This is a genomic window from Streptomyces sp. NPDC102259, from assembly GCF_044766465.1.
Lineage (GTDB): Bacteria > Actinomycetota > Actinomycetes > Streptomycetales > Streptomycetaceae > Streptomyces.
The window spans coordinates 85,060-110,514 of the sequence record NZ_JBIWMA010000024.1 but is presented as its reverse complement, the minus strand read 5'-3'; the positions used below and the strand labels follow the sequence as shown (position 1 = coordinate 110,514).

18 protein-coding genes are annotated in these 25,455 nt (G+C 73.4%); 11 read left to right on the top strand and 7 right to left on the bottom strand.

From position 1 onward, the window contains the following. Positions 1-13: 13 nt before the first annotated feature. The 5 genes from ACIRPU_RS36430 to ACIRPU_RS36410 all read left to right on the top strand — a co-directional run bounded on the left by ACIRPU_RS36430 (position 14) and on the right by ACIRPU_RS36410 (position 8,432). Positions 14-4,279 (top strand): NEW3 domain-containing protein, encoded by a 4,266-nt coding sequence (locus tag ACIRPU_RS36430; RefSeq protein ID WP_403875096.1) that lies wholly within the window; start codon positions 14-16, stop codon positions 4,277-4,279. Further along, positions 4,276-4,986, top strand: a complete 711-nt coding sequence (locus ACIRPU_RS36425; protein WP_403875094.1) for a peptidyl-prolyl cis-trans isomerase — start codon at positions 4,276-4,278, stop codon at positions 4,984-4,986. The genes ACIRPU_RS36430 and ACIRPU_RS36425 overlap by 4 nt, the downstream gene beginning before the upstream one ends. A 178-nt stretch (positions 4,987-5,164) precedes the next feature. After that, complete coding sequence (locus ACIRPU_RS36420; RefSeq protein WP_403875092.1) at positions 5,165-6,535, top strand: extracellular solute-binding protein; 1,371 nt, start codon at positions 5,165-5,167, stop codon at positions 6,533-6,535. Then, entirely contained in the window at positions 6,535-7,557 is a 1,023-nt protein-coding gene (locus ACIRPU_RS36415; protein ID WP_403875135.1) for a carbohydrate ABC transporter permease, read from the top strand. The genes ACIRPU_RS36420 and ACIRPU_RS36415 overlap by 1 nt, the downstream gene beginning before the upstream one ends. Then, on the top strand, positions 7,554-8,432 hold the full coding sequence (locus tag ACIRPU_RS36410; protein ID WP_403875090.1) for a carbohydrate ABC transporter permease: 879 nt from the start codon (positions 7,554-7,556) through the stop codon (positions 8,430-8,432). Before ACIRPU_RS36415 ends, ACIRPU_RS36410 begins: the two co-directional genes overlap by 4 nt. Here ACIRPU_RS36410 and ACIRPU_RS36405 read toward each other — a convergent pair. After that, a complete protein-coding gene (locus ACIRPU_RS36405; protein WP_403875088.1) occupies positions 8,396-10,705 on the bottom strand; it encodes a glycoside hydrolase family 3 N-terminal domain-containing protein in 2,310 nt (769 codons plus the stop codon). The genes ACIRPU_RS36410 and ACIRPU_RS36405 overlap by 37 nt on opposite strands. Positions 10,706-10,956: 251 nt before the next feature. Beyond that, on the bottom strand, positions 10,957-11,985 hold the full coding sequence (locus ACIRPU_RS36400) for an N-acetylglucosamine kinase (RefSeq protein ID WP_403875086.1): 1,029 nt from the start codon (positions 11,983-11,985) through the stop codon (positions 10,957-10,959). A 268-nt stretch (positions 11,986-12,253) separates the two neighbouring features. Here ACIRPU_RS36400 and ACIRPU_RS36395 point away from each other — a divergent pair, with 268 nt between their 5' ends. Further along, positions 12,254-13,285 (top strand): glycosyl hydrolase, encoded by a 1,032-nt coding sequence (locus tag ACIRPU_RS36395; RefSeq protein ID WP_403875084.1) that lies wholly within the window; start codon positions 12,254-12,256, stop codon positions 13,283-13,285. 67 nt (positions 13,286-13,352) lie between these two features. On the opposite strand, the gene ACIRPU_RS36390 is transcribed toward ACIRPU_RS36395, so the two are convergent. After that, the gene (locus ACIRPU_RS36390) at positions 13,353-14,858 is read right to left on the bottom strand and encodes a glycoside hydrolase family 3 N-terminal domain-containing protein (protein ID WP_403875082.1); all 1,506 of its coding nucleotides are present in this window, start codon (positions 14,856-14,858) and stop codon (positions 13,353-13,355) included. A gap of 173 nt (positions 14,859-15,031) precedes the next feature. Here ACIRPU_RS36390 and ACIRPU_RS36385 point away from each other — a divergent pair, with 173 nt between their 5' ends. Then, a complete protein-coding gene (locus ACIRPU_RS36385; RefSeq protein WP_403875080.1) occupies positions 15,032-16,222 on the top strand; it encodes an MFS transporter in 1,191 nt (396 codons plus the stop codon). A gap of 353 nt (positions 16,223-16,575) precedes the next feature. On the opposite strand, the gene ACIRPU_RS36380 is transcribed toward ACIRPU_RS36385, so the two are convergent. Next, positions 16,576-18,201 (bottom strand): MFS transporter, encoded by a 1,626-nt coding sequence (locus ACIRPU_RS36380; RefSeq protein WP_403875133.1) that lies wholly within the window; start codon positions 18,199-18,201, stop codon positions 16,576-16,578. A gap of 121 nt (positions 18,202-18,322) precedes the next feature. Then, the gene (locus ACIRPU_RS36375) at positions 18,323-18,736 is read right to left on the bottom strand and encodes a hypothetical protein (protein WP_403875078.1); all 414 of its coding nucleotides are present in this window, start codon (positions 18,734-18,736) and stop codon (positions 18,323-18,325) included. A gap of 167 nt (positions 18,737-18,903) precedes the next feature. On the opposite strand from ACIRPU_RS36375, the gene ACIRPU_RS36370 reads away from it, so the two are divergent. The 3 genes from ACIRPU_RS36370 (at position 18,904) to ACIRPU_RS36360 (ending at position 22,038) form a co-directional block, all read left to right on the top strand. Further along, positions 18,904-19,842: a hypothetical protein gene (locus ACIRPU_RS36370; protein ID WP_403875076.1), complete on the top strand. Its 939-nt coding sequence runs from the start codon at positions 18,904-18,906 to the stop codon at positions 19,840-19,842. A 123-nt stretch (positions 19,843-19,965) separates the two neighbouring features. After that, entirely contained in the window at positions 19,966-21,444 is a 1,479-nt protein-coding gene (locus ACIRPU_RS36365) for a glutamate-cysteine ligase family protein (RefSeq protein ID WP_403875074.1), read from the top strand. A 96-nt stretch (positions 21,445-21,540) separates the two neighbouring features. Continuing rightward, on the top strand, positions 21,541-22,038 hold the full coding sequence (locus tag ACIRPU_RS36360; RefSeq protein ID WP_403875072.1) for a peptidylprolyl isomerase: 498 nt from the start codon (positions 21,541-21,543) through the stop codon (positions 22,036-22,038). Positions 22,039-22,380: 342 nt separating this feature from the next. Here the strand turns inward: ACIRPU_RS36360 and ACIRPU_RS36355 are convergent, their stop codons facing one another. Beyond that, on the bottom strand, positions 22,381-23,112 hold the full coding sequence (locus ACIRPU_RS36355) for a flavodoxin family protein (RefSeq protein WP_403875070.1): 732 nt from the start codon (positions 23,110-23,112) through the stop codon (positions 22,381-22,383). 146 nt (positions 23,113-23,258) lie between these two features. Between ACIRPU_RS36355 and ACIRPU_RS36350 the strand changes: the two genes are divergently transcribed. Beyond that, complete coding sequence (locus tag ACIRPU_RS36350; RefSeq protein WP_403875068.1) at positions 23,259-24,260, top strand: NAD-dependent epimerase/dehydratase family protein; 1,002 nt, start codon at positions 23,259-23,261, stop codon at positions 24,258-24,260. An 85-nt stretch (positions 24,261-24,345) separates the two neighbouring features. On the opposite strand, the gene ACIRPU_RS36345 is transcribed toward ACIRPU_RS36350, so the two are convergent. Continuing rightward, the gene (locus tag ACIRPU_RS36345) at positions 24,346-25,455 is read right to left on the bottom strand and encodes a sensor histidine kinase (RefSeq protein WP_384118789.1); all 1,110 of its coding nucleotides are present in this window, start codon (positions 25,453-25,455) and stop codon (positions 24,346-24,348) included.

Below are 25,455 nucleotides of genomic sequence, written 5' to 3'. Positions count from 1 at the left end.
TCCTAGGAGCCCCATGCGTGTCATCGCCGTCGAGTCGACCGAGCTCTTCACCGGCACGGAGGACGAGCCGCACCAGGTGGTCGCCGTCGACGTCGGGCACGACCCAGGCGTGTCGGTCCGGCTGACCCTGGCGGGCCCGGACGTGCACGGCGTCGGCGAGACCGCAGTCACCGTCGGCGAGGACGGCACCGCACGCGCCGAGATACCCGTGGCCGTCGACGGCCTCGCCCCCGGCGACCGCCGCGAGATCACCGTCACCGTCGCCGACGGATCCCGACTGGTCCGGCACACCGCCGAGTTCACCGCCGCCGAGCCCGGCTGGACGATGTTCATGGTCAGCCACTTCCACTACGACCCCGTCTGGTGGAACACCCAGGCCGCCTACACCGAGACCTGGGACGTCGCCGACGACCCGGCCGTCACCGGACTGCCCGCCCGGACCTTCGACTCGCGCGGCCAGTCCGGCATGAGCCTGGTGCGGGCCCACTGCGACCTGGCCCGGCGCGACCCGGCCTACACCTTCGTGCTCGCCGAGGTCGACTACCTCAAGCCGTACTGGGACGCCTTCCCCGAGGAGCGGGCCTTCCTGCGCCAGCTGATCCGCACCGGCCGGGTCGAGATCATGGGCGGCACCTACAACGAGCCCAACACCAACCTCACCGGCGCGGAGGCGACCGTACGCAACGCGCTGTACGGCGACGGCTTCCAGCGCGGGATCATCGGGGCCGCGCCGGAGACCGCCTGGCAACTGGACGCCTTCGGACACGACCCGCAGTTCCCGGGGCTGATGGCGGACGCCGGAGTCACGTCCAGCTCCTGGGCGCGCGGCCCGTTCCACCAGTGGGGGCCGGCCCTGTCGGTGTTCGGCGAGGAGCCCCGCGACCCGCGGCGCATGCAGTTCCCGGCCGAGTTCAGCTGGATCGCCCCCTCCGGGCGAGGACTGCTGACCGCGTACATGGTCAACCACTACGGCGCCGGCTGGGCCATCGACAACGCGCCCACGCTGCCCGAGGCGGAGGCGGCCGCGCTCAAGCTCTTCCAGGGCTTGAAGAAGGTCGCGCTCACGCGCAACGTCCTGCTGCCCGTCGGCGGCGACTACGCCCCGCCGTGCCGCTGGGTGATGGGCATCCACCGCGACTGGAACGCCCGTTACGTCTGGCCCCGGTTCGTCAGCGGCGTCCCCCGCGACTTCTTCACCGCCGTCCGGGCCGAGTTGGAGCGGGAGGAGCGGACGGCGTCCCCGCAGACCCGGGACATGAACCCGGTCTACACCGGCAAGGACGTCTCCTACATCGACACCAAACAGGCCCAGCGGTACGGCGAGACGCTGCTCGCCGACGCCGAGGCCTGGGCGACCCTCGCCTCCCTCGTCGCCGGACACCCCTTCCCGGACGCGGCCCTGGACAAGGCCTGGCGGCAGCTGGTCTACGGCGCCCACCACGACGCGATCACCGGCTCGGAGTCGGACCAGGTCTACATCGACCTGCTCACCGGCTGGCGGGAACTGTACGACCTCGCCGGGGCGGTGCACACGGACGCGACCGACGCGCTGGCCCGCAAGGTGGTCGCGCTGCCCGGCGGCGCGCCCGACCTGGTCGTCTTCAACTCCGCGACCTGGCGGCGCAAGGACGTGCTGACCGTCACCGACCCCGGTCTGGTCCCGCTGGACCTCGACGGCCTGCCGCTGCCCGCGGTGCTCGAGGACGGTGAACTGCGGGTCGTCGTACCCGAGGTGCCGGGCATGGGCCTCAAGGCGCTCTCCCTCGCCGAGGGCCGGGCGCCCGGCTGGACGGCCGGCGAGGGGACGACGATCCGCAACACGTTCTACGAGGTGACGGTCGACCCCGCGCGCGGCGGAGGCGTCAGCAGTCTGCGCGCGCTCACCGAGGGCGGCCGGGAACTGCTGCGGCCCGGGGACATCGGCAACGAGCTGGTGGTGCAGGAGGAGTATCCGAGGCACCCGCGCTTCGGCGAGGGCCCCTGGCACCTCACCCCGACCGGCGCCACCGCGGCCCGCAGCCGTGACGTGACCGCTGACATCGATGTCGAGCACGCGCCGGCCGGCTCCCGCATCACCGTCCGGGCCGACCTCGGGCTGTTCCGTTACACCCAGCGGCTCACCCTGTGGGCGGGCGTGGACCGGCTGGACGTGACGACGACCGTCGACGGCTACGACGGCGCGGACCACCTGATCCGGGCGCGCTGGCCCTCGGACGTGCGCGGCGGGCTGCCGGTGCACGAGGTCGCGGACGCGGTCATCGGGCGCGGCTTCGGGTTCGTGGAGGTGGACAGCGAGCGGTTCCCCTGGACCCTGGACAACCCCGCCAACTCCTGGTTCGGCCTGGGCTCCACGGCCCGCGTCGCCGTCCACGACGGCGCGGGCAGGCTGCTCGGCCACCGGGCGATCGGCGTCGCCGAGCTGGTGTTCGCCGACTGGGACACCGCCGGCGAGCTGGGCACCCCGCTCGCCGCGGCCCTGGTGCGGGTGGGCGTCACGGCGACCTCGACGATCGCGGGCGGCCCGCGCTACGGCGACCTGGAGGTCGACTCCAACCTGCCCGACATCCGGATCGCCGTGGGCGGCCCGGAGCGCAATCCCGTGGTCGCCGAGGCGCTCGGCTGGGACCCGGCGGCGGCCCGCGAGGTGCGCCGCCAGCTGGCCGAGGAGGGCCTGGCCGTCGTGTGGGTGGCGCCGCGCGCCTCGCTGCGCGAGGAGTGGGTGCCCGGCGCCGACCTGCGCGACCTGGAACGGCTGCCGCTGCTGGTGGTGGCGGGCGCCGGCCCCGAGGAGGACGTGCAGGCCGTCGACGCGCTGGTCGCCGACCTGGACGACGCGACCGTACGGGCCACGGCGGCCGGCGGCGGGGAGGCGCTGCCGCCGGGCGACGCGTGGGACGGCCGGGGCTTCGCGGTCCTCAACCGGGGCACGCCGGGCTGCGTGGTCACCTCCTGCGGCGACCTCTACATGTCCCTCATGCGCTCGTGCACGGGCTGGCCGTCCGGAATCTGGGTCGACCCGCCCCGGCGTACCACGCCGGACGGCTCCGCGTTCCAGCTCCAGCGCTGGTCGCACACCTTCGAGTACGCGGTCGTCGCGGGCGAGGGCGACTGGCGCGAGCTGGGCTGGCCGCGCGCCGGACATGCCTTCAACCATCCGCTCACCGCGCGGCTGCGCGAGCCCGGCGACACACCGGCCGACCTGCCGAGGAACGCGACCCTGCTGACGCTCCGGCCCGAGGGCCGGGTGCTGCTGGACGCGCTGAAGCCGGCCGGCTCCCCGCTGGCCCGGGGCGGCACCGTGCCGCCGGACCCCGTGCGCGAGGTCGTCGTACGGGCGCACGAGGTGGACGGACGGCCGGTGCGGGCGCGGCTGGCGGGGCCCTCGCCGTGGGCGGAGGGCAGCCGGGCGGACGTGCTGGAACGGCCCGGTCAGCCTCTCGAGCCCGGCGCGGACGGCGCGTTGGAGCTGGACCTGACGGGTTTCGAGGTGGCCACCGTGCTGGCCTCGCCGTCCGCCGGACCGCGGGTCGAGGGGCCCGGAGTCGCCGCGCGGGAACCCGCCCAGCCGGTGTACACCCGCTACTGGCTGCACAACTCCGGGCCGGCACCCCGGGGGAACCTGCCCGTGGCCGTCCACCTGGCACCGGCCGCGCTCAGCGCCGACGGCCCGGTCACCGTTACGGTCCGCATCTCCTCCGAGCTCACCGACGCGCCGTTGTCGGGCACGGTGGCCCTGGAGGCGCCGCCCGGTTGGAGCGCCGAGCCCGCCGCGCTGCCGTACGCGCTCGGGCCGGGCGGCTTCACCCTCACCGAGGTCACCGTCACCCCGCCTGCGGACCCGGTGCCCGGCCGGTATCCGCTCGCCGCGCGGCTGGCGTACGGCGGACAGACGTACGAGGACGTGGTCGCCCTGGACGTGCCCGGGGAGGCCGCGCCCGGCGGACCCGACGGGCGCACCGGGCCGAGTCTGGTGATGGAGCTGGGCGTCGACCGGATCGAGGTGCGCCGGGGGGAGCGGGTGCGGGTGCCGGTGCACGTGCGCAACACGACGCGCGGTCCGGTGAGCGGGACGCTGTGGGCACTGTCGTCCTGGGGCACCTGGGCCGGTGTGGGGCCGGGCTGCCAGGGGTTCGCGGTGCCCGCCGGGGAGAGCGCGGTGTGCGAGGTGGAGGTGGACGGCTCGGCGGTGCCGCCGGGCTCGTACTGGCTGATGGCGAAGGCCGGTTGGCACGGCTGCGTGGCCTACACGGAGGCGGTCGTACTGGAGGTGACGTCATGACCGGGCCCCTCCCGGTGGGAGACGAGCCCACACCCGGACAGCCCGCACCCGGACAGCCCGCACCGACGACACACCACACCCCGGGCGGGCACGCGGCGCTGGTGCGGGGGGAGGCCGTGCTCGAGGAGCGGGTGGACGCGGTGCTGGACGCCGTGCCCGCCCGGGACCGGGAGACCCGCCCGGAGGCGGCGGCGCGCGCGCAGCGGCAGCGCAGACGCTGGGCCACGCAGGTCGTGGTGGTCGACGAACTCGCCCGCCGCGCCTGCGCCGAGCGCGGTCTCGCACCACCGCCGGAGGTGTCCCCGACGCGGGTGCTCGCGGTGTCCGGGACCGAGGTGGCCGACCTGGGCAGCATCGTCGCCGTGGCCCTCGCCCACTCCCCCGCCGTGCGCGCCCTGCTGGCGGCGTTCGAGGCCGAGCAGCAGGTGTCCGAGCGGGCCGCGCGGGCCTACTACGACCGTAATCCGGACCGGTTCCTCACCCCCGAGGCGCTGCGGCGCGGCGTCGACCCGTACGCGGTGGCCCGGGCCCGGGACTTCCGGCCGTACGCGGAGGTCCGGGACGCGGTGGTGCGGGAGCTGCGGCGGGCGGTGGGCCGGCAGGCCTTCTTCGACTGGCTGGACCGGGCCCGGGCCGCGGTGGAGTACGCGCCGGGGCACGAGCATCCGGGCGACCCGTCGCACCCGGACCACGAGCACCGGCACTGAACACGCCGGTAACCGCCCGGAACCTAAAAGCAACACGGCAAGCCATTGACCTCCGATGAATTCTGGTCCACCTTTTCATCAATCGGAGTCCAAGTTGGTGGTTTGAACCAGCAACGTGAACCACCACCACCTTGGGCCAGCAGCCCGCGTCAGCGGCTGCCGGATCGCAGGAGGCAACATGCGTGCGGGAAGACTGACCGGAACCGTGGCAGGCGTCATAGCCCTGGCCCTGACCGCCGCCGGCTGCGGCCTGTCGGGCGGCTCCGACGGCGGGGACTCCACGGCCGGCGGCTGCGAGGTCGACCAGGGCAACGTCGGCTCCGGGAAGCTCACCGGGGACGTCGAGGGGAAGATCACCTTCCAGACGACCAACCTGAAGAAGGACTTCGGCGACTTCTTCGACGGAGTGATCAAGGCGTTCGAGAAGGCCCACCCCGACGCGTCGGTCAAGTGGATCGACGACCCCGGCGACAACACGTTCACCCAGCGCACCGTCGCCGACGCCCAGGCCTGTACGTTGCCGGACGTCCTCAACCTCAACTCCGAGACCGGGACCGCCCTCACCAAGGCCGGCTACCTGCTCAACCTCGGCGTCAAGGCCCCGGACGCCAAGAAGCCGTTCGTCCCGGCGTTCTGGAACTCCAGCACCATGAAGGACGCCTCGGGCATGCCGCAGCACACCGTACTCCCTTGGTACACCGGCGGCATCATCCTGACGTACAACACCGCACTGCTGGAGAAGGCGGGGATCGACCCGGCGAAGCCTCCGACGACCCTGTTCGGGCTGTTCGCCGACTACGAGAAGGTCGCCAAGGCGGGCCACGGCAAGTACTACGCGACGATGGCGAACCCGATCTGGCGGATCCCGGCCGACTTCGACCAGATGGACATCAAGGTGCTGGCCGACGACGGCAAGTCCGCCGTCTTCGCCGATGATCCGCGGACCACCGAGTGGGTCTCCTGGATGGCCAAGCTGTACAAGGAGGGGGCCATGCCGAAGGACTCGCTGTCCTCCAGCAACGACCCCTCCACGCTGTACAGCCAGGGCAAGGTCGCCTACGGCTCGACGAACCCGAGCTTCGTGCGGTTCGTGAAGCAGAACAGCCCTTCGGTCTACGCCGAGACCGCCGTCGGCCAGCAGCCCTACGACCGGCTCGGCCACGTCACCGCCGCCCCGCAGTACATCGGGGTCGCCGCGACCAGCAAGCACGCGCCGGCCGCCCTCGCCTTCGCCGAGTTCCTGACCGACGCCGAGAACCAGACGGCCTGGTGCAAGGACCCGAACGTGGTGATCTTCCCGACGACCACCACCTCGCTGGACGACCCGTTCTTCCAGAAGGCGACCGGCAGCGACCCGTTCTCCGAGGCCCGCAAGCTCGTCGCCGAGCAGCTCAAGACCACCACCGCGTACCAGACCAACCTCTCCCCGGCCGCGCAGAACGCGATCGTGGCGCAGGTGCAGCTGGCGATGCAGGGCAAGAAGAGCCCCGAACAGGCCGTGAAGGACGCCCAGTCGAAGGTCGACGAGCTGCTGAAGCAGGCGGGCTGATCGTGGCGACCCAGACCACGGACCCGGTGTCCGTGCCCGGCACGGAGCGTGCGGTCTCCCTGCCGTGCCCGGCCCCGTCCCGGGTCCGCCGACTCGGCCGGGCCCTGCTGCCCGGCCCCGTCGCCGGCGCCAACGGAGCGGCGCTGTACCGCCGTTGGTGGCTGCCCTGGCTGTGGACCGCGCCCGCCGTCGTCTGCGCGGTGGTCTTCGGCGTGTTCCCGTTCCTCAACACCGTCCTGCTCTCGTTCACCGACGCCAAGCCGCTCGGCGGCGCCGCGGAGTTCGTCGGACTGTCCAACTACACCCGGATGCTCGACGACTCCGACTTCTGGCTCGCGACCCGCAACAGCATCCTGTACGCGGTGGTCGTGGTGCCGCTGATGGTGCTGCTGCCGCTGATGCTGGCCGTTCTGGTGGAGAAGAACCTGCCCGGCATCGGCTTCTTCCGCTCCGCCTTCTACACGCCGGTGCTCGCCTCCAGCGTGGTCGTGGGACTGAGCTGGCAGTGGCTGCTGGCCGACGACGGGCTGATCAACACCTGGCTGGAGAAGGCCCATCTGATCAAGGACGCCATCCCGTTCCTGTCCGACTCCTGGCTGATCCTCTTCTCCGCCATGGGCCTGACCCTGTGGAAGGGGCTCGGCTGGTACATGATCTTCTACTTGGCCGCGCTGGGGAACGTGCCGAAGGAGCTGCACGAGGCGGCGTCCATGGACGGCGCCGGCGCGGTCCGCCGCTTCTGGCACATCACCGTGCCGGGGGTGCGGCAGGCCATGACGCTGGTCGGCACCCTGACCGGCATCGGCTCGCTGCGGGTGTTCACGGAGATCTACATGCTGGGCAGCTCCACCGGCGGGCCCGGCGGCGCCGACCGCACCCTGCCCTTCTACATCCGGGACGTCGGCCTGGACCCGCTCACCGGCAACGCCGGCTACGGCTCGGCGGTCAGTGTGGCCCTGTTCGCGCTGACGCTGGGGCTGACCCTGCTGGCACAGCGCCTGACGAAGGAGGACGAGTCATGACGACGGCGGTGGACAAGCACCGGCGCCTCGCGCCGCGCCGGCGGGACTACGGCCGTCCCCGTGAACTGGTCGTCCGCTACCTGCTGTTGCTCTTCGTGCTCGGCATCACCGTCGGCCCGCTGGTCTGGCAGTTCCTGGCCTCCCTGAAGAGCACGAGCGAGGACGTCTTCGGGGCGGACGCCTCGCTGCTGCCGCACCACCCGACGCTGCGGGCCTACCGGCAGGTCTTCGACCAGGTGCCGACGGCCACCTACATCAGGAACAGCGTGATCGTGGTCGCCCTGTCGGTCACCAGCCAGCTGCTGTTCTCCACCACGGCCGGTTACATGCTCTCCAAGCCCGGCTGGAAGGGCCGCAGGGCGGTCTGGGTCGTCCTGATCGCCTCCATGATGTTCCCCTTCGAGTCGATCATGGTCTCGCTGTTCCTGAGCATCCGCGACCTCGGTCTGGTCGACAACCTGGCGGGCGTGTGGCTGCCCGGGTTCGTCGGCGCCATCAACGTGCTGCTGATGCGCGGCGCGTTCCTGGCGGTGCCGCGCGAGATCGAGGACTCGGCGATGCTCGACGGCGCGAACGAGTGGCAGCGCTTCCGGTACCTGTATCTGCCGTCCGCCTGGGGCGCGATCCTGGTGGTCACGATCAACACCGTCATCACCGCCTGGGACGACTTCCTCTGGCCGCTGATCGTGCTGCGCTCCGAGGACCACATGACGCTGACGCTGGGACTCTCCCGGCTGCAGAGCTCATCGTTCGGCTACGACCAGCGGGTGGTGATGGCCGGCTCGGTGATCTCCGTGGTCCCGGTGCTGGTGCTGTTCGTGATCACGCAGCGGTGGTTCTACAAGGGCGTGTCGTCGGGGGCCGTCAAACTCTGAGCGCGCCCGGCCTCGAACACGAGGGGGACGGCGGTGAGCGCCTCCCGTGCGGACGCCGCGACCCGGATCTCCACCGCCTGCGACGGTACGACCGTCTCCAGATCGGCGCCGACCAGCTCCAGTTGGTCGGCGCCGAGGTGTATCGCGACGGTACGGCGCTCCCCCGGCGCGAGCTCCACGCTCCGGAAGGCCCGCAGTTCGAGCGTGCGCGGCCAGACGGGCGAGCGCAGCCGGCGGACGTAGAGCTGGACGACGCTGCGACCGGGCCGGGTACCGGTGTTGGTGACGTCGACCTCGACGGCGTGCCCGACCTGCCGCGGCGGTCCGTGGTGGAACGTCGTGTACGACAGCCCGTGCCCGAAGGAGTAGAGCGGCCCGGCGTCGCCGTCGACGTACGAGCCGTACTCGGTGTCCTTGTGGTTGTAGTGGACGGGCAGCCGGTCGGCCGAGCGCGGCACGGACACGGGCAGGCGGCCGACGGGTTCGGCGAGCCCGAGGAGCACCTCGGCGACCGCCTCGCCGCCCCAGGGGCCCGGGTACCAGGCGGTGAGCAGCGCGGCGGCCTTCTCCGCGGCCTCCGGGACGGCGTGCGGGCGGCCCTGGAGGAGGACGACGACGGTGGGGGTGCCGGTGGCCGCGACCGCGTCCAGGAGCGTGCGCTGGGCCCGGCCCAGCCGCAGCCCGGCGAGGTCCACGCCCTCGCCGCAGGTCATCTCGGACGCGACCCTCCGCGCCGCCCCGTTGGCGTCGAATTCCGTGTCGGGGGTGCGGGCGCTGCTGCCGCCCAGCACCAGCACGGCCAGGTCACTGGCGGCGGCCGTCGCGACCGCCTCGGGGACGCCGGTGAGGTCGGCGCCGGTGAGGGCCGCGCCGCGGGCGTGCCGGACGTCCGTGCCGGGCGGGGCGAGGCGGCGCAGCGCGTCGAGGACGCTCACTCCGGTGCCGGGGCGTTGTGGGGCGGTGTAGTCGCCGAGCTGGTGGGCGGTGGTGGCGGCGTGCGGGCCGAGCACGGCGACGCGCCGCACGGCGGGCCCGACCGGGAGGGCGCCGCCGGTGTTGTGCAGGAGGGTGACGCAGGCCCGGGCGAGCTCGGTGCTCAGTTCCCGTCCGGTGTCCGCGGAGACCGCCGCGCGGTGGGTGTACGGCTGCTCGAACAGGCCCAGCCGGAACTTCAGGCGCAGGACGCGGGCGACGGCGGCGTCCAGGGCGGCCTCGCTCACCAGGCCCCGGTCGACGGCCTCCGCCAGGTGGGTGAAGCCCTCGTCCCAGAGGCTGAGGTCGACCCCGGCGTCGAGGGCGAGAGCACCCGCGGAGACCTGGTCACCGGTGATGCGGGCCAGCCGGTCCACGGCCAGCCCGTCGGCCATGACCAGGCCCTCGAAACCCCAGCGGTCGCGGAGCAGTCCGGTGAGCAGGGTGCGGTTGCCGCAGCACGGCAGTCCGTCCACCTCGTTGTAGGCCGCCATCACGGCGGCGGCCCCGGCCCGGACTCCGGCCCGGGCGGCCGGCAGATGGATCTCGTGCAGTTCGCGCGGGCCGAGCTCGGACTCGGCGGAGTTGCGGCCGCCGACCGTGGCGCCCTGACCGGCGAAGTGCTTCAGGACGACGGGCGCCTTGTCCGCGGCGAACCGCTCCCCCCTGCCCTGCATCCCCCGGACCAGTGCCTCCGTCAGCCGGGCCGCGAGATACGGGTCTTCGCCGAAGCACTCCTCGGTACGGCCCCAGCGCGGGTCCCTGGCGATGTCCAGCGCGGAGACCAGCGCCAGGTGCCCGCCCCGGGCGCGCAGTTCGGCGGCGGCATGGGCCGCGGCCCGCTCGTACAGGGCGGGGTCCCAGGTGGCGCCGATCGCCAGGTTGACGGGGAGGACGGTCCCGTCGAGGGCCATGTGACCGTGCGGCACCTCCTCGACGAACAGGGCGGGGATCCGCAGTCGGCTGCGCTCCAGGACATGGCGCTGGACCAGGTCGGCGAGGTCGGCGCTGTCCTCGACGCCCGGTCCGTCGCCGTGGTCTACGCCGGACCAGGCGTCGGCGCGCATCAGCCCGTAGAGGGCGCCGAGTCCTTCGAAGCGCTCCGTCTCGGCGTGCAGGGCCTCGGTGAGTGCGAAGCCGCCGTCCGGGGTGCGCCGGTAGGCGTCCCAGCCGTACATCCGCTGGTTGAGCTGACCCACCTTCTCGCCCGTGGTCATCCGGGCGAGAAGATCGGCGACGCGGGCGGCCGTCGGGGCGGCCGGGTCGAGATAGCGGGCGGCCGAGTGATCCTGAGAGGGCATGGAACGTCCTTGCGGGCGGGGGCGCGTCAGCGGGGGGCGGGACGGGAGCCCGGGCGCGGGGGTGCGTCAGCGGGGCGTGCGGGGGGCGAGGACGGGTGCCCGGGTGCGGAGCGGCCGGGCGGCCCGGGAGGGACATAAGGCGACCTTGCGGGGGGGGGGGCGGCAGCCAGCGGTGCGGGGGCGAGGCGGTAGCCCGGTGCGGAGCGGCCGGGCGGCCTCGGAGGGACATGGGGCGACCTTGCGGGGGCGCGTCAGTCGGTGGTGCGGTGGGCGAGGCGGGCCAGGGCCGCGGCGCCCGGGGAGCCGTCCGACACGGGGGTGACGGTGAGCGCGAGGTGTGCCAGGCGTTCGGTGAGGGGGGTGAGCAGGGGGCCGTGCGGGGCGAGCAGTCCGCCGGTGACGACCAGGGGTTCGCCAGGGCGCGGGGCCAGAGCCAACACGGTCTCGGTCAGCCGGCGCGCGGCCTCCCGCAGGATCTCCCCGGCGACGGCGTCCTTCTCCTCGGCCGCCCGGACGACCAACGGCGCGTGGTCGGCCAGCCGGACCGGCGGCCGGTCCATGACGGCGGGCAGCAGATGCGCGCGGTAGGCGGTGCGCCGGACCGCGCTCCACGCGGCGGTGTCCGTGACGCCGTACGCCTCGGGGGGAAGGACGCCCGGCGGCAGCCCGAGTTCACGGCCCACCGCGCGGGCGAGGACGGTGGGCGCGCCACGGCCGTCGGCCGCCCGCAGGGCCGAGCGGACGGCCGCGCGGCCGATCCAGAAGCCGCTGCCGTCGTCGCCGAGGAGCCAGCCGTCGCCGCCGGAGGTCGCGGTCGGCGCCCGGGCGGCGATCCGGGCCGCGACCGCGCCGGTGCCGGCCACCAGGACCAGGCCGTCGGCGGGGTGGCCGGGGGCGGTGGCGAACGTGGTCTCGATGTCGCTGTGAACCTCGACCGTCGTGGCGGTGAAACCCAGCCGGGCGAGCGCGCCGGACAGGGCCGTGCGGGCCCGCAGCCGGCCCGGCTCGTCGGCGCCCTGGCGCTGGTGGCCGGTGCCGGCGAAACCGCCCGCGACCGCCGCCACCCGCCCGCGCAGCGGTTCGGGCACCGCCTGTGCGAGAGCCTCGGCGAGGTGGTCGGCGAGTTCGGGGCCGGGCACGGTGAGCGCGTTGCCCGGCCCCGCCGTGCCCTCGCCCCGGGTCCGGCCGTCGTCGAGGCCCGCCAGGACGGCGCGCGTGCGCGTGCCCCCTGCGTCGAGACCGACCACGAGATCGCGGCCTTGGTTCAAATCACTATTCATTGCATCCCATGGTGGTTGATACATTCGCCCGAGACAAGGTCCGTCTCGCGAGGAGGACACCATCGACACGCACCGGTCCGCGCCCGAGCTCCGCTTCGGTGTCAACTACACCCCACGCCGGGGCTGGTTCCACGCCTGGCACGACTTCGACCCCGGGCTCGCGCGCGAGGACCTGGCGCAGATCGCCGGGCTGGGTCTGGACCACGTCCGGGTCTTCCATCTGTGGCCGCTGCTCCAGCCCAACCGCACCCTGATCCGCACGTCGGCCGTGGACCAGCTGGTCCGTTTGCTGGACCTGGCCGCCGAGTGCGGCCTGGACGTCCTGGTGGACGGCGTCCAGGGGCATCTGTCGAGCTTCGACTTCTACCCGGAGTGGACGCGCGGCTGGCACCACCGCAACGTGTTCACCGATCCCGAGGCGATCGAGGCCCAGGCGCTGCTGCTGCGCACGCTGGGCCGGGCCCTGTCGGGTCACCCCCGTCTCCTCGGGCTCCAGCTCGGCAACGAGCTCAACAACCTGGTCGAGCACAACCCGGTGTCGGTGGCCGAGGTGGACCACTACCTCGACACCCTGCTGGCCGCCGCGCGGGACGGCCTGGGCGACGGCGTCGGCCTGGTCACGCACTCGGCGTACGACGCCGCCTGGTACGGCGACGACCACCCCTTCACCCCGCAGGCCTCGGCCCGCAAGGGCGATCTGACCACCGTCCACCCCTGGGTGTTCTCCGCCGACTGCGCCCGGCGCTACGGTCCGCGCTCGCCGCAGGTGCACCATCTCGCGGAGTACGGGACGGAACTGGCGGCGGCCTACGCCACCGATCCGGCCCGCCCGGTCTGGGTCCAGGAGACCGGGGCGCCCGAGCCGCACATCCCGGCGGCCGACGCCCCCGACTTCGCCCGCGCGACGCTGCTCAACGCGGCCGGCTCCGCGCGGCTGTGGGGTGTCACCTGGTGGTGCTCCCACGACGTCGACCGCTCGCTGGCCGACTTCCCGGAGCTGGAGTACACGCTGGGCCTGTTCGACTCCTCGGGCCGCCCCAAGCCGATCGCGAAGGCCCTGTCCGCCACGGTGGCCGAGCTCCGCGCGGCCCCCGCCCCTCCGCCGACCCGCACCACGGCCTTGGTTCTGCACTGCACCCCGGCCACGCGCTCGGTGTCCGGCCCCGGCGGCGCGTTCTTCGAAGCCTGGATGCGGCTGCGCCGGGAGGGGACCCGCCCGGCGGTGGTCCTGGCGGAGCGCGCGGCGGACACGGCGTACCTGGCCGCGCGGGGGATCACGGAGCTGGTCGACGGGAAGTGAGACGCCCGGGTGCGGGGGCGGAGTCTGCGGGGCCGGCCGGAACTCCGGCCCCGCAGACTCCGCCCGGTCAGGGCGTGCGGCCCGTCAGCACCTCCGCCACGGCCCGCAAGTTGACCCGCCCTCTGCCGTGCGCGCACACCGCGCTGCCCGGCTCCGGCAACCCGGTGGAGACCAGCAGCGCGTCCGGTCGCGCGGCCAGCAACGCGTCCCGCAGCCGCCCCTGCCAGGGATAGAGCCCGGCGTCGCACACGGCGACGACCAGCGGCCGCCCCTCGGCCGCCCGCAGCACCTCCCGGACGACGACCTCCACGACGCCCCCGGCGTCCTCCGGCTCCCCGGCGACCGCCGTCCCGGTGACCGTCGGGTCCAGGTCGTACCAGGCGGTCGGGAGATCCTCCCCGCCCCAGTTGAGGGCGGGGTGCGGGGCCGGGAACAGGTCGACGACATGGGCGCCCGGGCCCGGTGCCGGTGCCGGTACCGGGCTCCGCACGGCCCGCCGCGCCGCGGTCAGCCCGGCCCCCGTGTCCCACGCGGCCACCGCGCCCGGCCGGTACGGCACCGCGTACCGCAGCGCGAGCCGCCGTACGCGCTCCGCGGCCTCGGTCACCCGCGCCTCGGCCAGTTCCCCCGACCGCAGGGCGTCGAGCACGGCGTCCCGGCAGGCGAGGGTGACCTCCAGGTCCGGTACGGCGACGATGACCTGGTCCGCTCCCGCGGCGAGCGCGAGACGCGCGCCGGCCGCCTCGCCGTAGCGGTCGGCGATGGCCTTCATCTCCAACGCGTCGCTCACCAGCACGCCGTCGAAGCCGAGTTCGCCGCGGAGCAGGTCGGACAGGATGCGCGGACTGAGGGTGGCGGGCCGGTCCGGGTCCAGGGCCGGGAACACGACGTGGGCGCTCATCAGCATGGGCACGCCCGCCTCGACGGCCGCCCGGAAGGGCGCGAGGTCGAGCCGGTCGTAGGGCCGCGGGTCGACCGCGAGCTCGTGATGGCTGTCGGTGACGGTCCTGCCGTGGCCGGGGAAGTGCTTGGCGCAGGAGGCCACGCCGCGCGCCTCGGTGGCCGCGATCCAGGCGCGCAGATGCCGGGAGACCAGCTCGGGGTCGGCCCCGAAGGCGCGGGTGCGCACGATGGGGTTCTCGGGCCGGCACTGGACGTCGGCGACGGGGGCGTAGGAGGCGGTGATGCCGAGCGTCAGCAGGTGTCCCGCCAGGGCGTCGGCGCAGGCGGCGGTGAGCAGCGGGTCGTCGGCCACGCCGAGCGCCCAGGAGCCGGGCACCTCGGGGGCGCCCGCTGCCACCAGGTGACCGATGCCGCCGCCCTCGTTGTCGATGGCGATCAGCAGGTCCGGGCGCAACGTCCGCAGTGTGTCGGTGAGTTCGCGGACCTGGTCGGCGTTGCGGACGTTGCGGGTGAAGAGGATGACCCCGCCAAGCCCGCGGTCGACGAGCCGTTTCAGGGTGTCGGGGACGGCGGTCGTGCCGTCGAAGCCCGCGACGAGGAGGCGGTGGACCGCCTCGTCGAGGTAGGCAGGGAGCGTCGGGCCGGCCGGCCCGGGGGCGGAGTGCGTCACCCCCGAAATCCTCTGGCTCATCAAGCCGAAAGTCAATATAGCGGTGGATTGACGATTCATCACGTCGATCACGGAGGGGTTCCGCTCAGGCAGCCGGGACGGCCGCGGCGACTCGCGGGATGTCGGGCACGTCGAGCCTCGGCACGGCCCCGTGCGGGGTTACTGTCGCCGGCATGGACCGTGATCACCGAGGATGGCTCCCCTGTCTGCTCGGCGGAGCCGTCTTCGCCGTGTGCATGGCCGGCACCACGCTGCCGACCCCCCTCTACGGCCTCTACCAGGAGAAGTTCGGCTTCTCCGAGCTGATGGTCACCGTCGTGTACGCGGTGTACGCCTTCGGAGTCATCGGTGCGCTGCTGCTGGCGGGCAACGCCTCGGACACCGTCGGCAGACGTCCGGTGCTGATGGCGGGCCTGGGATGCGCCGCGGCGAGCGCGGTGTGCTTCCTGGCCGCCACCGGACTGGGCTGGCTGTACGCGGGGCGGCTGCTGTCGGGGCTGTCCGCCGGGCTGTTCACCGGCGCCGCCACGGCGTACGTGATGGACCTGGCGCCGCCCGGCGGCGCCTCCCGGGCCACGTTCGTCGCGACGGCCGCCAACATGGGCGGGCTGGGCTGCGGTCCGCTGCTCGCCGGAGTGCTCGCGCAGTACGCCGACTCGCCGCTGTACCTGCCGTTCGTCGTGCATCTCGTCCTGGTGGGCTGTTCGGTCGCCGTCGTGGCGCGGCTCCCGGAGACCGTGCGGCACCGGACATCGCTGAGCACCGTACGGCCGCAGCGGCCCGGCCTGCCCCCTCAGGTGCGGACGGTGTTCGGGCCGGCGGCGATCGCCTCGTTCGTGGGGTTCGCCCTGTTCGGCGTGTTCACGTCGGTCAGCCCGGCGTTCCTCGCCGACTCCCTCGACGTGCGCAACCACGCCGTGAGCGGTCTCGTCGTCGCGCTGGCCTTCTTCGCCTCGACCGCCGGGCAGTTGGCCGTCGGCCGGGTCGGGGTCGGGCGGTCGCTGCCGCTGGGCTGCGCCGCGCTCCTGGCCGGGCTGGCGCTGCTCGCGGGCGCGTTGCGGTGGGAGTCGCTGCCGTTGGTGGTGCTGAGCGCGATCGTCGGCGGGGTCGGGCAGGGGCTGGCGTTCCGCGGGGCGTTGGCCGCTGTGGCCGGGGCGTCTCCCGAGGACCGGCGAGCCGCGGTGATCTCGACGCTCTTCGTGGTGGCCTACGCGGGCATCTCGGTGCCGGTGATCGGCGTCGGCGTGCTGGTGGGTCCCCTCGGCCTGGAGGGCGCCGGGCTGGTGTTCATCGCGTGCATGGCCGTCCTCGTCTCGGCGGCGGGGGCCTATCTGCTCCGGCGGCCCGTACCGGTGGACGCGTGAACGCCTGAGCGGGCGCACGCCGAGTCCGCGCACCCGGGGTACGGCACCGGTCTCGCGGGACCGGGCGGCGCGCACACACACTTGGCCGCATCCGCGCGCACACACGCTTGGCCGCACCCGTACGGGTGGGGTCGGTCCGGGGGCGAAGCGACACGGGGCCGACCGGCGTTGTGCAGAACCCATCCGTCATCACCGGAAAGGCCCCTCGATGCGTCGTACCGCCCTCCTCGCCGTCTGCGCCCTGCTCAGCGCCGCGGCCATGGGATTCTTCACCACCAGCGCCGTTCGCAGCCGCTGAGACCCGGCGCCGGAAGCCGGGGAAGCCTTCGGGCCTCCCCGGCTTCCGGCCGTCGTCAGGAAGATCGGCCGGGGGCGTGCGAGCGGTCGGCCGACGGCTCGTCGACCCGTTCCGTGCCGCGCGTGCCGCCGGGATGCCGCAGCGCGCACAGGTAGCCGACGCCCAGGGCGATCGCCATCCCGTAGAACACCCACTGGTTGGCCTCGGCGAAGTCCATCCGGATCTCCGGCATCGACTCCTGGACCGTCCGCGCGACCGCCGAGCCGCCGGCGCTGAGCTGCTGGTCGTCGGCGTTGCCGGTGATGGCCTCGGCGACGCTCCTCGCCGTGCTCCGCGCGGTCGCGGCCGGCATTCCGCCCGACTGGAGCGTGTCGTCGACGTTCTCGGTCATGCGGTGGGTCAGCAGGCTGCCGAAGAGGGCCAGGCCGACGCTCGCGGCGTAGTTGCGGATCGTCTGGGTGATGCCGGTGACCTCACCGTAGGAGGCGTCGATCGCCCGGTTCACGGCGTCGGTGGAGGCGGGCGCGAGGATGAAGCCGATGCCGGCCCCCGCGAGAGCCGCGTAGGGCCACTGGTCGTGCATCGACAGGTCGGTCAGTTTCCCGGCCCAGAGCGCGAAGCCCACCGCCCCGACCACGCAGCCGATCTTCATGGTGGGCCGCGCGCCGCGCTTGTCCAGGATCCGCCCACCCCACTGCGAGGCGAGCGCGAAGCCCGCGAAGACGTACAGCAGGTACAGGGCGGCCTGGTTGGGCGAGGCGCTCAGGGACACCTGCGCATAGACGGAGGCGAAGAAGAACAGCGGGACGAACGCGAGCATGGAGAAGAACAGCACGAGTCCGTCGGCCACGAAGGCGCGGTCCCGGAAGACCGCGAGCTCGACCAACGGGTGGGCCGTGCGCAGTTCGTAGCGGCAGAACAGCCACAGCACGACCAGACCGCCCACGATGCAGCCCCAGGTGAGCACGCTGTCCCAGCCCCACGCCGACGCCTGCTGGAAGCCGAGGACGCTCACGCCCATGCCGATCGCGATCAGCACCGCGCCCGGCACGTCCAGCGGCTCGTCACGGCGGCGATCGGACACATGGGCGAGCGCGGTCAGGATCAACGCGACGACGGCCACGGGCACGTTGACCCAGAAGATCGCCCGCCAGGTCCACCCGGTGAGCCAGCCGCCGAGGAGCGGCCCGATGGCGGTCAGGGCCCCGGTGACACCGAAGAACAGAGCCAGCGCGCGGCCGCGTCGCTCCACCGGGAAGACCGCCACGACCACCGCGAGCGCCGCGGGGAAGAGCAGGGCCGCGCCGAGCCCCTGGGTCGCCCGGAAGACGATGAGCCAGGTCAGCGCGAAGTCGCCCTGGGGCACGCAGCCGCACAGGACCGACGAGACCACGAACACCACCGTGCCCGCCACGACGACGCGGCGGGGACCGAGCAGGTCCGCCAGGCGTCCGCCGAGGGCGAAGAACGCGGCCAACGCCAGCAGATAGGCGTTGACGACCCACTGCATGCCGGAGGCGGACAGTCCGAGTTCGCCGACGATGTCCGGAGTGGCGATCGACACGATGGTCTGGTCGATGAACGTCATCGCCACCGCGAACATCATGGCCGCGAGCGCCATCGACTGCGACGGTTTTCGCGGGCCCTCCTGCGCACTCCCCGACGGCTGCTTGGTGTACATGCCAGTCACGCGTTCAGTCTGAACCCGCTCCGCCGACCACGCATCCGGTGCACCGCACCGCCGGGCGCAGGAGGTCTCCGCGCCGCTCCCGGGGCGCTCACCGCACGGGGGTGGTCGTCCGCTACTCCGGCTGAGTCACCGTCAGCGACCAGCGGAGGTCGTCCGTCGAGGCGTCCACTCCCACGGTGAAGGAGCCCGCTCGCACCACGCCGGCGGCCATGGTCACCGAGCCCACCCCGGCGCTTCCGGCCGGACAGTCGACCGAGAACGCGGCGACCTCGGCCTCCTGCCGCATCGTCACCCGCACACTGCCGCCGCCCTCGCACGCCACCGTGAGGACGGTCGGCAGCCCCTCCCAGGCGCCACCCGACGCGACCCCGCCGTCGCCCGTCCACTCCTGCACCCACACCAGGCCGTCCGGACCGGGGTGCGGCAGCAGGGGATCCCCGGCCGCGGCGGCGGGCACGGCGCCGGCACCCGTCAGCGCACAGGCGGTCAGCACCGTCATGGCCAGGGCTTTTCTCGCTGGGCTCATGTTCGCTCCTCCGTGAGATGTCATGAACTCCACACTCTGCCGGGGTGATCGTCCCCGGACCTGAGTACGCGTACTCAGGGGCGTTCAGGTTGGCCGGAACTCGGTCCTGCCCCGGCTCCTCGGCCGTCGGGATGCGCGGGAGCCGGGCCGGGTGGACTCTGATGATCATGGCGCGAAAGGGTGTACGACCCGCTCGACCCGCTGCGGGGCACGACGTGGAACGGACCCTCGACGAGCTCTACGCCACACCGCCGTCCGACTTCGTGTCCCGACGTGAGCGGCTGGCCGCCGAAGCCAAGCGCGACGGGCGCGCGGACGACGCCCGTCGGATCCACGGCGCCCGGCGCCCCACGCTCGCGGCCTGGGCGGCGAACCTGCTGCTGCGCTCACAGCCGCAGGAGAGCGGGCGGTTCCTGGAGCTGGGCCGGGCACTGCGCGAGGCGTACCGGACCCTGGACGCCGACGGGATCAAGGAGCTGTCCGAGCAGCGCCGGAGCATCGTCTCCGCGCTCTCCCGGCAGGCCGCCCAGCTCGCGCGTGAGGCCGGGCACGGGTTGTCGGACGCGGCCCGGCAGGACGTCGAATCCACCCTGCGCGCCGTACTGGCCGACGAGGACGCGGCACGGCGCTGGGCCGCCGGCCGGCTGGAGGGCGCCCTCACCCCGCCGGCCGACTTCCCGTCCCCCGACGCCACGACGGCCGTCCCCGCGCACCGGGTGGCCCGGCCGGCGCCCGCGCCGCCGGAAACGCGGCCCCGGGCGAAGGACGAACTCGCCGAACGGCGCCGCCGACGGCAGCAGCAGCTCGGCGTGGCCCGCCGGTCGGCCGAAGCCGCCGATCACCGGCTCCATGAGCTGAGCGCCGGACGGGACGACGCCGCCGCGTCGCTCCGGCGGGCCCGCGACCGGCACGACCGGGCCCGTGAGCACGAGTCCGAGGCGCAGGAGCGGCTGCGAGAGGCACGGCAGGAGCTCCGGCGAGCCGAGCAGGAGCAGCAGGAGGCCGAGGAACGGCTGCGGACCGCCGCCGGAGCGGTGGACCGGGCCGAGCGGGCGGCCCGGGACGCCGCACAGGAGGTGGCCCGGCTGACCGAACCGATCACGTAGGCCTCCTGGTGTCGGGTCCCCCGGCGGCCGCGCCGCGGGCCGCGATTCCCGCATGGTGAGGGGCGTCCGGTGGTGCGACGCTGGAGGTGAGGGCGTCCGACCCGGGACAAGCCTGGAGGGTCGATGGGACGTGATGTCCCGGCGCTGGTCTTCACGCGCGAGGACCGCCGCCGGTACCGGATCAAGATGCAGGAGTGCCTCGACGTGTTCGCGCAGATGCTGCGCGAGTCGCGGTTCGAGTCCGAGCGGCCCCAGGTGGGCCTCGAGATCGAGCTGAACCTGGTCGACGGCGAGGCCGAGCCGACGATGCGCAACAACGACGTGCTCGACGCGATCGCGGATCCCGCCTGGGCCACCGAGCTGGGCCGCTTCAACCTCGAGATCAACGTACCGCCGCGCCGTCTGACGCAGGGCGGCCCCGACGCCTGGGAAGCCGAGATCCGTGCCGCGCTCAATCACGCCGAGGAGCGTGCCCGGTCGGTCGGCACGCATCTGATCATGATCGGTATTCTCCCCACGCTGCGGCAGGAGGACGTCGGCGAGTCGGCGCTGTCGGAGAACGCCCGTTACCGGCTGCTCAACGACCAGGTGTTCGCGGCGCGGGGCGAGGACCTGCACATCGAGCTGGACGGCGTCGACCGGCTGCGGACCTACGCGGACACGATCAGTCCGGAGGCGGCGTGCACCAGTACGCAGTTCCACCTCCAGGTCTCCCCCGACGAGTTCGCCGCCTACTGGAACGCGGCGCAGGCGATCGCCGGCGTGCAGGTGGCGCTGGCGGCCAACTCGCCGTTCCTGTTCGGGAAGGAGTTGTGGCACGAGACCCGTATCCCGCTGTTCGAGCAGGCGACCGACACCCGCCCGCAGGAGATCAAGGTGCAGGGAGTACGGCCCCGGGTGTGGTTCGGCGAGCGGTGGATCACCAGCGTCTTCGATCTGTTCGAGGAGAACCTGCGCTACTTCCCCGCGCTGTTGCCCCTGTGCGAGGAGCAGGATCCGCGCGAGACGCTGGCCGGCGGGGACGTTCCGGAACTGGGCGAGCTGACCCTGCACAACGGCACCATCTATCGCTGGAACCGGCCGGTCTACGCCGTGGCCAACGACCAGCCGCACGTGAGGGTGGAGAACCGTTGTCTGCCGGCCGGTCCGACCGTCGCCGACACCCTCGCCAACGGCGCCTTCTACTACGGCCTCACCCGGGCCCTGGTGGAGGACGAGCGGCCGGTGTGGTCACGGATGTCCTTCCGGGCCGCCGAGGACAATCTGCACACGGCGGCCCGGGACGGCATCGACGCCCGGCTGTACTGGCCCGGCATGGGCGAGGCGCCGGTCGCCGAGCTCGTCCTGCGGCGCCTGCTGCCGCTGGCCCACCGGGGGCTGGAACTCTCCGGGATGGACGCGGCCTGGCGGGAGCCGCTGCTCGGGATCATCGAGCAGCGGTGTGTCACCGGCCGTAACGGCGCCGTCTGGCAGAAGGAGATGTTCCATCGCATCACCGCCTCCGCCCAGGCCGGGCGCCACGAGGCGCTGCGGCGGATGACGCAGCTCTACATCGACTACATGCACCTCAACGCCCCTGCCCACACCTGGCCCGTGGACTGAGTGGCGCCCCCCTGCGACCGCCCCGATCGGAGAGTGTGAGGGCCGACACGACCCCCTCGATTCGGCAGCGCTCGCGCGACCGTGCAGGATAGAACCATGACGTTCAAGATCTACTTCGACATCACCATCAACGACGAGCCCGCCGGGCGGATCAACTTCAACCTGTTCGACGACGTCGTCCCCAAGACGGCGGAGAACTTCCGCGCGCTGGCCACCGGCGAGAAGGGCTTCGGTTTCGCCGGCTCTTCCTTCCACCGGGTCATCCCCGACTTCATGCTCCAGGGTGGCGACTTCACCCGCGGCGACGGAACGGGCGGCAAGAGCATCTACGGCGAGAAGTTCGCCGACGAGAACTTCAAGCTCAAGCACGACCGGCCCGGCCTGCTCTCCATGGCCAACGCCGGCCCCAACACCAACGGCTCGCAGTTCTTCGTCACCACGGTCGTCACCGGCTGGCTCGACGGCAAGCACGTGGTGTTCGGCGAGGTCGCCGACGAGGCCAGCATGGCCCTCGTCAAGAAGATCGAGTCCTACGGCTCGGGCAGCGGCAAGACCTCGGCGAAGATCACCATCGCGGAGTCCGGCCAGCTCTGACCGGTGCCTCGAGCGCCCGCCGGCCGGGGGCCCGCCCCCGGCCGGCGGGCGAGCGCCGTCGTACCGGGCGCGGGTGCACGGGCAGGTTTGACGTGGTCAGGCCAGGGTCACCTCGACCGGCGGCTTCCTGATGCCGTCGACGAAGTCGGACCGCACGCGCGGGACCTCGCCGGCCGGCCGTTCCCGGGTTCCGGTGCCCGGCAGCTGGTGCCGCTGGGCGCCGGAACCCTCCGCGGTGCTCCCCGCGAGCCATGATGCGCGACCGGCGCGAGCCAGCGCATTGCCGGGTTCCGGCAACGTTCGTCGGGGTCTCGATGCCGGTGAGTCACCGGGCGTCGGACGTCAGCGGTAGTCGGGGTTGGGCGCGTCGAGGCGGCAGCCCGCGTCCCACTCCGAGCGCTGGTTGCCGTGGGCGGGGACGCCGCCGTTGCGCTTGAGCAGGGCCGCGAGGTGCATCAGGTTCCACGTCATGAAGGTCGTGTTGCGGTTGGTGAAGTCGTTCTCCGGACCGCCCGAGCCGGGATCCAGATACGACGGTCCGGGACCCGCCGGACCGATCCAGCCGGCGTCCGCCTGGGGCGGGATCGTGTAGCCGAGGTGCTGGAGGCTGTAGAGGATGTTCATCGCGCAGTGCTTCACGCCGTCCTCGTTGCCGGTGATCAGACAGCCGCCGACCCGGCCGTAGAAGGCGTACTGGCCCTGCGGGTTGAGCAGGCCGGAGCAGCTGTAGAGACGCTCGACGACCTTCTTGGTCACCGAGCTGTTGTCGCCGAGCCAGATCGGTCCGGCCAGCACCAGGATGTCGGCCGCCATCACCCGCTCGTACAGGGCCGGCCAGGCGTCGTCGGCGAAGCCGTGTTCGGTCATGTCGGGGTAGACGCCGGGGGCGATGTCGTGGTCGACGGCCCGGATCTCGTCGGTGCTCACCCCGTGCGCGTCCATCACGGCCCGGCTCTTGTCGACCAGGCCCTGGGTGTGGCTGAGCTGCGGGGACGGTTTGAGGGTGCAGTTGACGAACAGGGCGCTGAGGTCGGCGAAGCGGTACGTGTCGCCGGAGGAGGGCGAGGCTGCCATGACGGTCTCCCTTGCTGAAGGCCTGCGAAGCGTCTCGCGGAGAGACCGCCACGTCCCGGTCCGACGCGCGGTGCCGCGTCTTACGGAGTGATGACGTGCCGGGCGGGTCACGCGGCGCGACGCGGCCGCGGCCCTAGCGTGGCCGTATGCGTGTACTGGTCACCGGCGGTGCCGGGTTCATCGGGTCCCATGTCGTCGACGCCCTGCGTGCGCGCGGGCACGAGGCGCTCGTGTACGACGTCCGGCAGGATCCCGCCGCCGACGTGCGCGACCCCGTGGCGGTCGCCCGCGCCCTCGACGGCGTCGACGCCGTCTGTCACCAGGCGGCGATGGTCGGGCTCGGCGACGGGGTCGCCGACGCGGCGGAATACGTCTCCCGCAACGACCTGGGCACGGCCGTCCTGCTCGCCGCCATGGCCGGGGCGGGCGTCGGGCGGCTGGTGCTGGCCGGGTCGATGGTCGTGTACGGGGAAGGGCGTTACGCATGCCAGGAGCACGGGGTGGTGCGGCCGCGGCCGCGGGCCGTCGCCGATCTGGACGCGGGACGGTTCGAGCCGCCGTGCCCGCAGTGCGGCCGGCCTCTCGCCCCCGGGCTCGTCGCCGAGGACGCCCCCGCCGACCCGCGCAACGTGTACGCCACGACCAAGCTGGCCCAGGAGCACCTGGCCGCCGCCTGGGCCAGGTCTACGGGCGGGACGGCGGTGTCGCTGCGCTACCACAACGTGTACGGGCCCCGGATGCCCCGTGACACCCCGTACGCCGGAGTCGCCTCCTTCTTCCGCTCCGCGCTGGCCCGGGGCGAGGCCCCGCGCGTCTTCGAGGACGGGCGGCAGCGACGGGACTTCGTGCAGGTGCGGGACGTGGCCGCCGCCAACCTGGCCGCGCTGGACGCCGACACGCCGAAGGGCGCGCTGACGTCGTACAACACCGGCAGCGGGGAGCCGCACACGGTGGGCGAGATGGCGGAGACGCTGGCCGCCGCGTACGGCGGGCCCCGGCCGGTCGTCACCGGCGAGTACCGGCTGGGCGACGTCCGCCACATCACGGCGGACTCCGCCCGGCTGCGGGCCGAGCTGGGCTGGAAGCCCCAGGTCGGGTTCCAGGAGGGGATGCGGGAGTTCGCGCGCGCCGGACTGCGCGGGGAGTGAGCAGCCGGGGCGGGAACTTCGCGGGGAGTGAGCGGCCGGGGTGAGCAGCCGGGGCGGGAGCGGCCGGGGCGGGGGCCGGTGGCCCTCAGGGGGCCGTCGGGAGGGTCACCTCGAAACGGCAGCCGCCCGGGATGTTGCGTACCGTCGCCCACCCCTGGTGGGCCTCCACGATCCCCCGCACGATGGCGAGGCCCAGCCCCGCCCCGGCCGGCGGCGTCCGGGCGTGCGTGCCGCGCCACCCGGTGTCGAAGACCCGTGGCAGATCCTCCTCGGGGATGCCGCCGCAGCCGTCGGTGACGGAGACGACGACCCCGGCGGGCGAGCGTTCGGCGGCGACGGCGACCGTGCCGTCGGCGGGCGTGCGGCGGATGGCGTTGACGAGCAGATTGCCCAGCACGCGGCTCATCTCCTTGCCGTCCACCTCGACGGGAAGGGGCTCGACACGGCCGCCGACGAGCCGTACGCCGTGTTCGCGGGCGAGCGGGTCGGCGCCGGCGAGTGCGTCGCCGACCAGGTCGTACACGGACATGCGGGAGGTGGAGAGGGCGAGCGCCCCGGCGTGGATGCGGGAGAGCTCGAACAGGTCGCCCACCATGTCGTTGAGCCGCTCCACCTCGGTGCGGATCTGGCGCAGATAGCGGGCGGGGTCGGCCGCGACGCCGTCCTCCAGCGCCTCCGACATCGCGCGCAGTCCGGCCAGCGGAGTGCGCAGGTCGTGCGAGATCCAGGCGACGAGTTCGCGTCTGGACGCCTCCAGCGCGCGCTCGCGGTCCCGGGACTCGGCGAGCTTCCCGCTGGTCGCCGCCAGCTCACGGCTCAGCGCGTCCAGTTCGGCGGTGGTCGGGCCGTCGGGGGCGGTGAAGGCCCCGCCGTCGCCGAACGAGCGGGCGGCACGGGTGAGTTCACGGCTGCGGGCGACCATCCAGCGGCCGAGGAGATGGGCGGTGGCCAGCGAGACCACGGCGGCCATCGCCACGACCGTCGTCACGACGCTCAGGTCGTGCCCGGACAGGAACATCGCCTGCGCCACGGCCAGCGTGCCCGCCAGCATCGCGGTCACGGCGACGGCGGCCACCACGGTGAGCGACGCGGTGAGCGAACGGCGGCGCAGCAGCCACAGCGCGCCCGCGCCGAGCAGCCCGGCGAGCAGGGCGCCGAGGAAGGCGAACAGGGCGATCAGCAGGGTGTCGCGCAC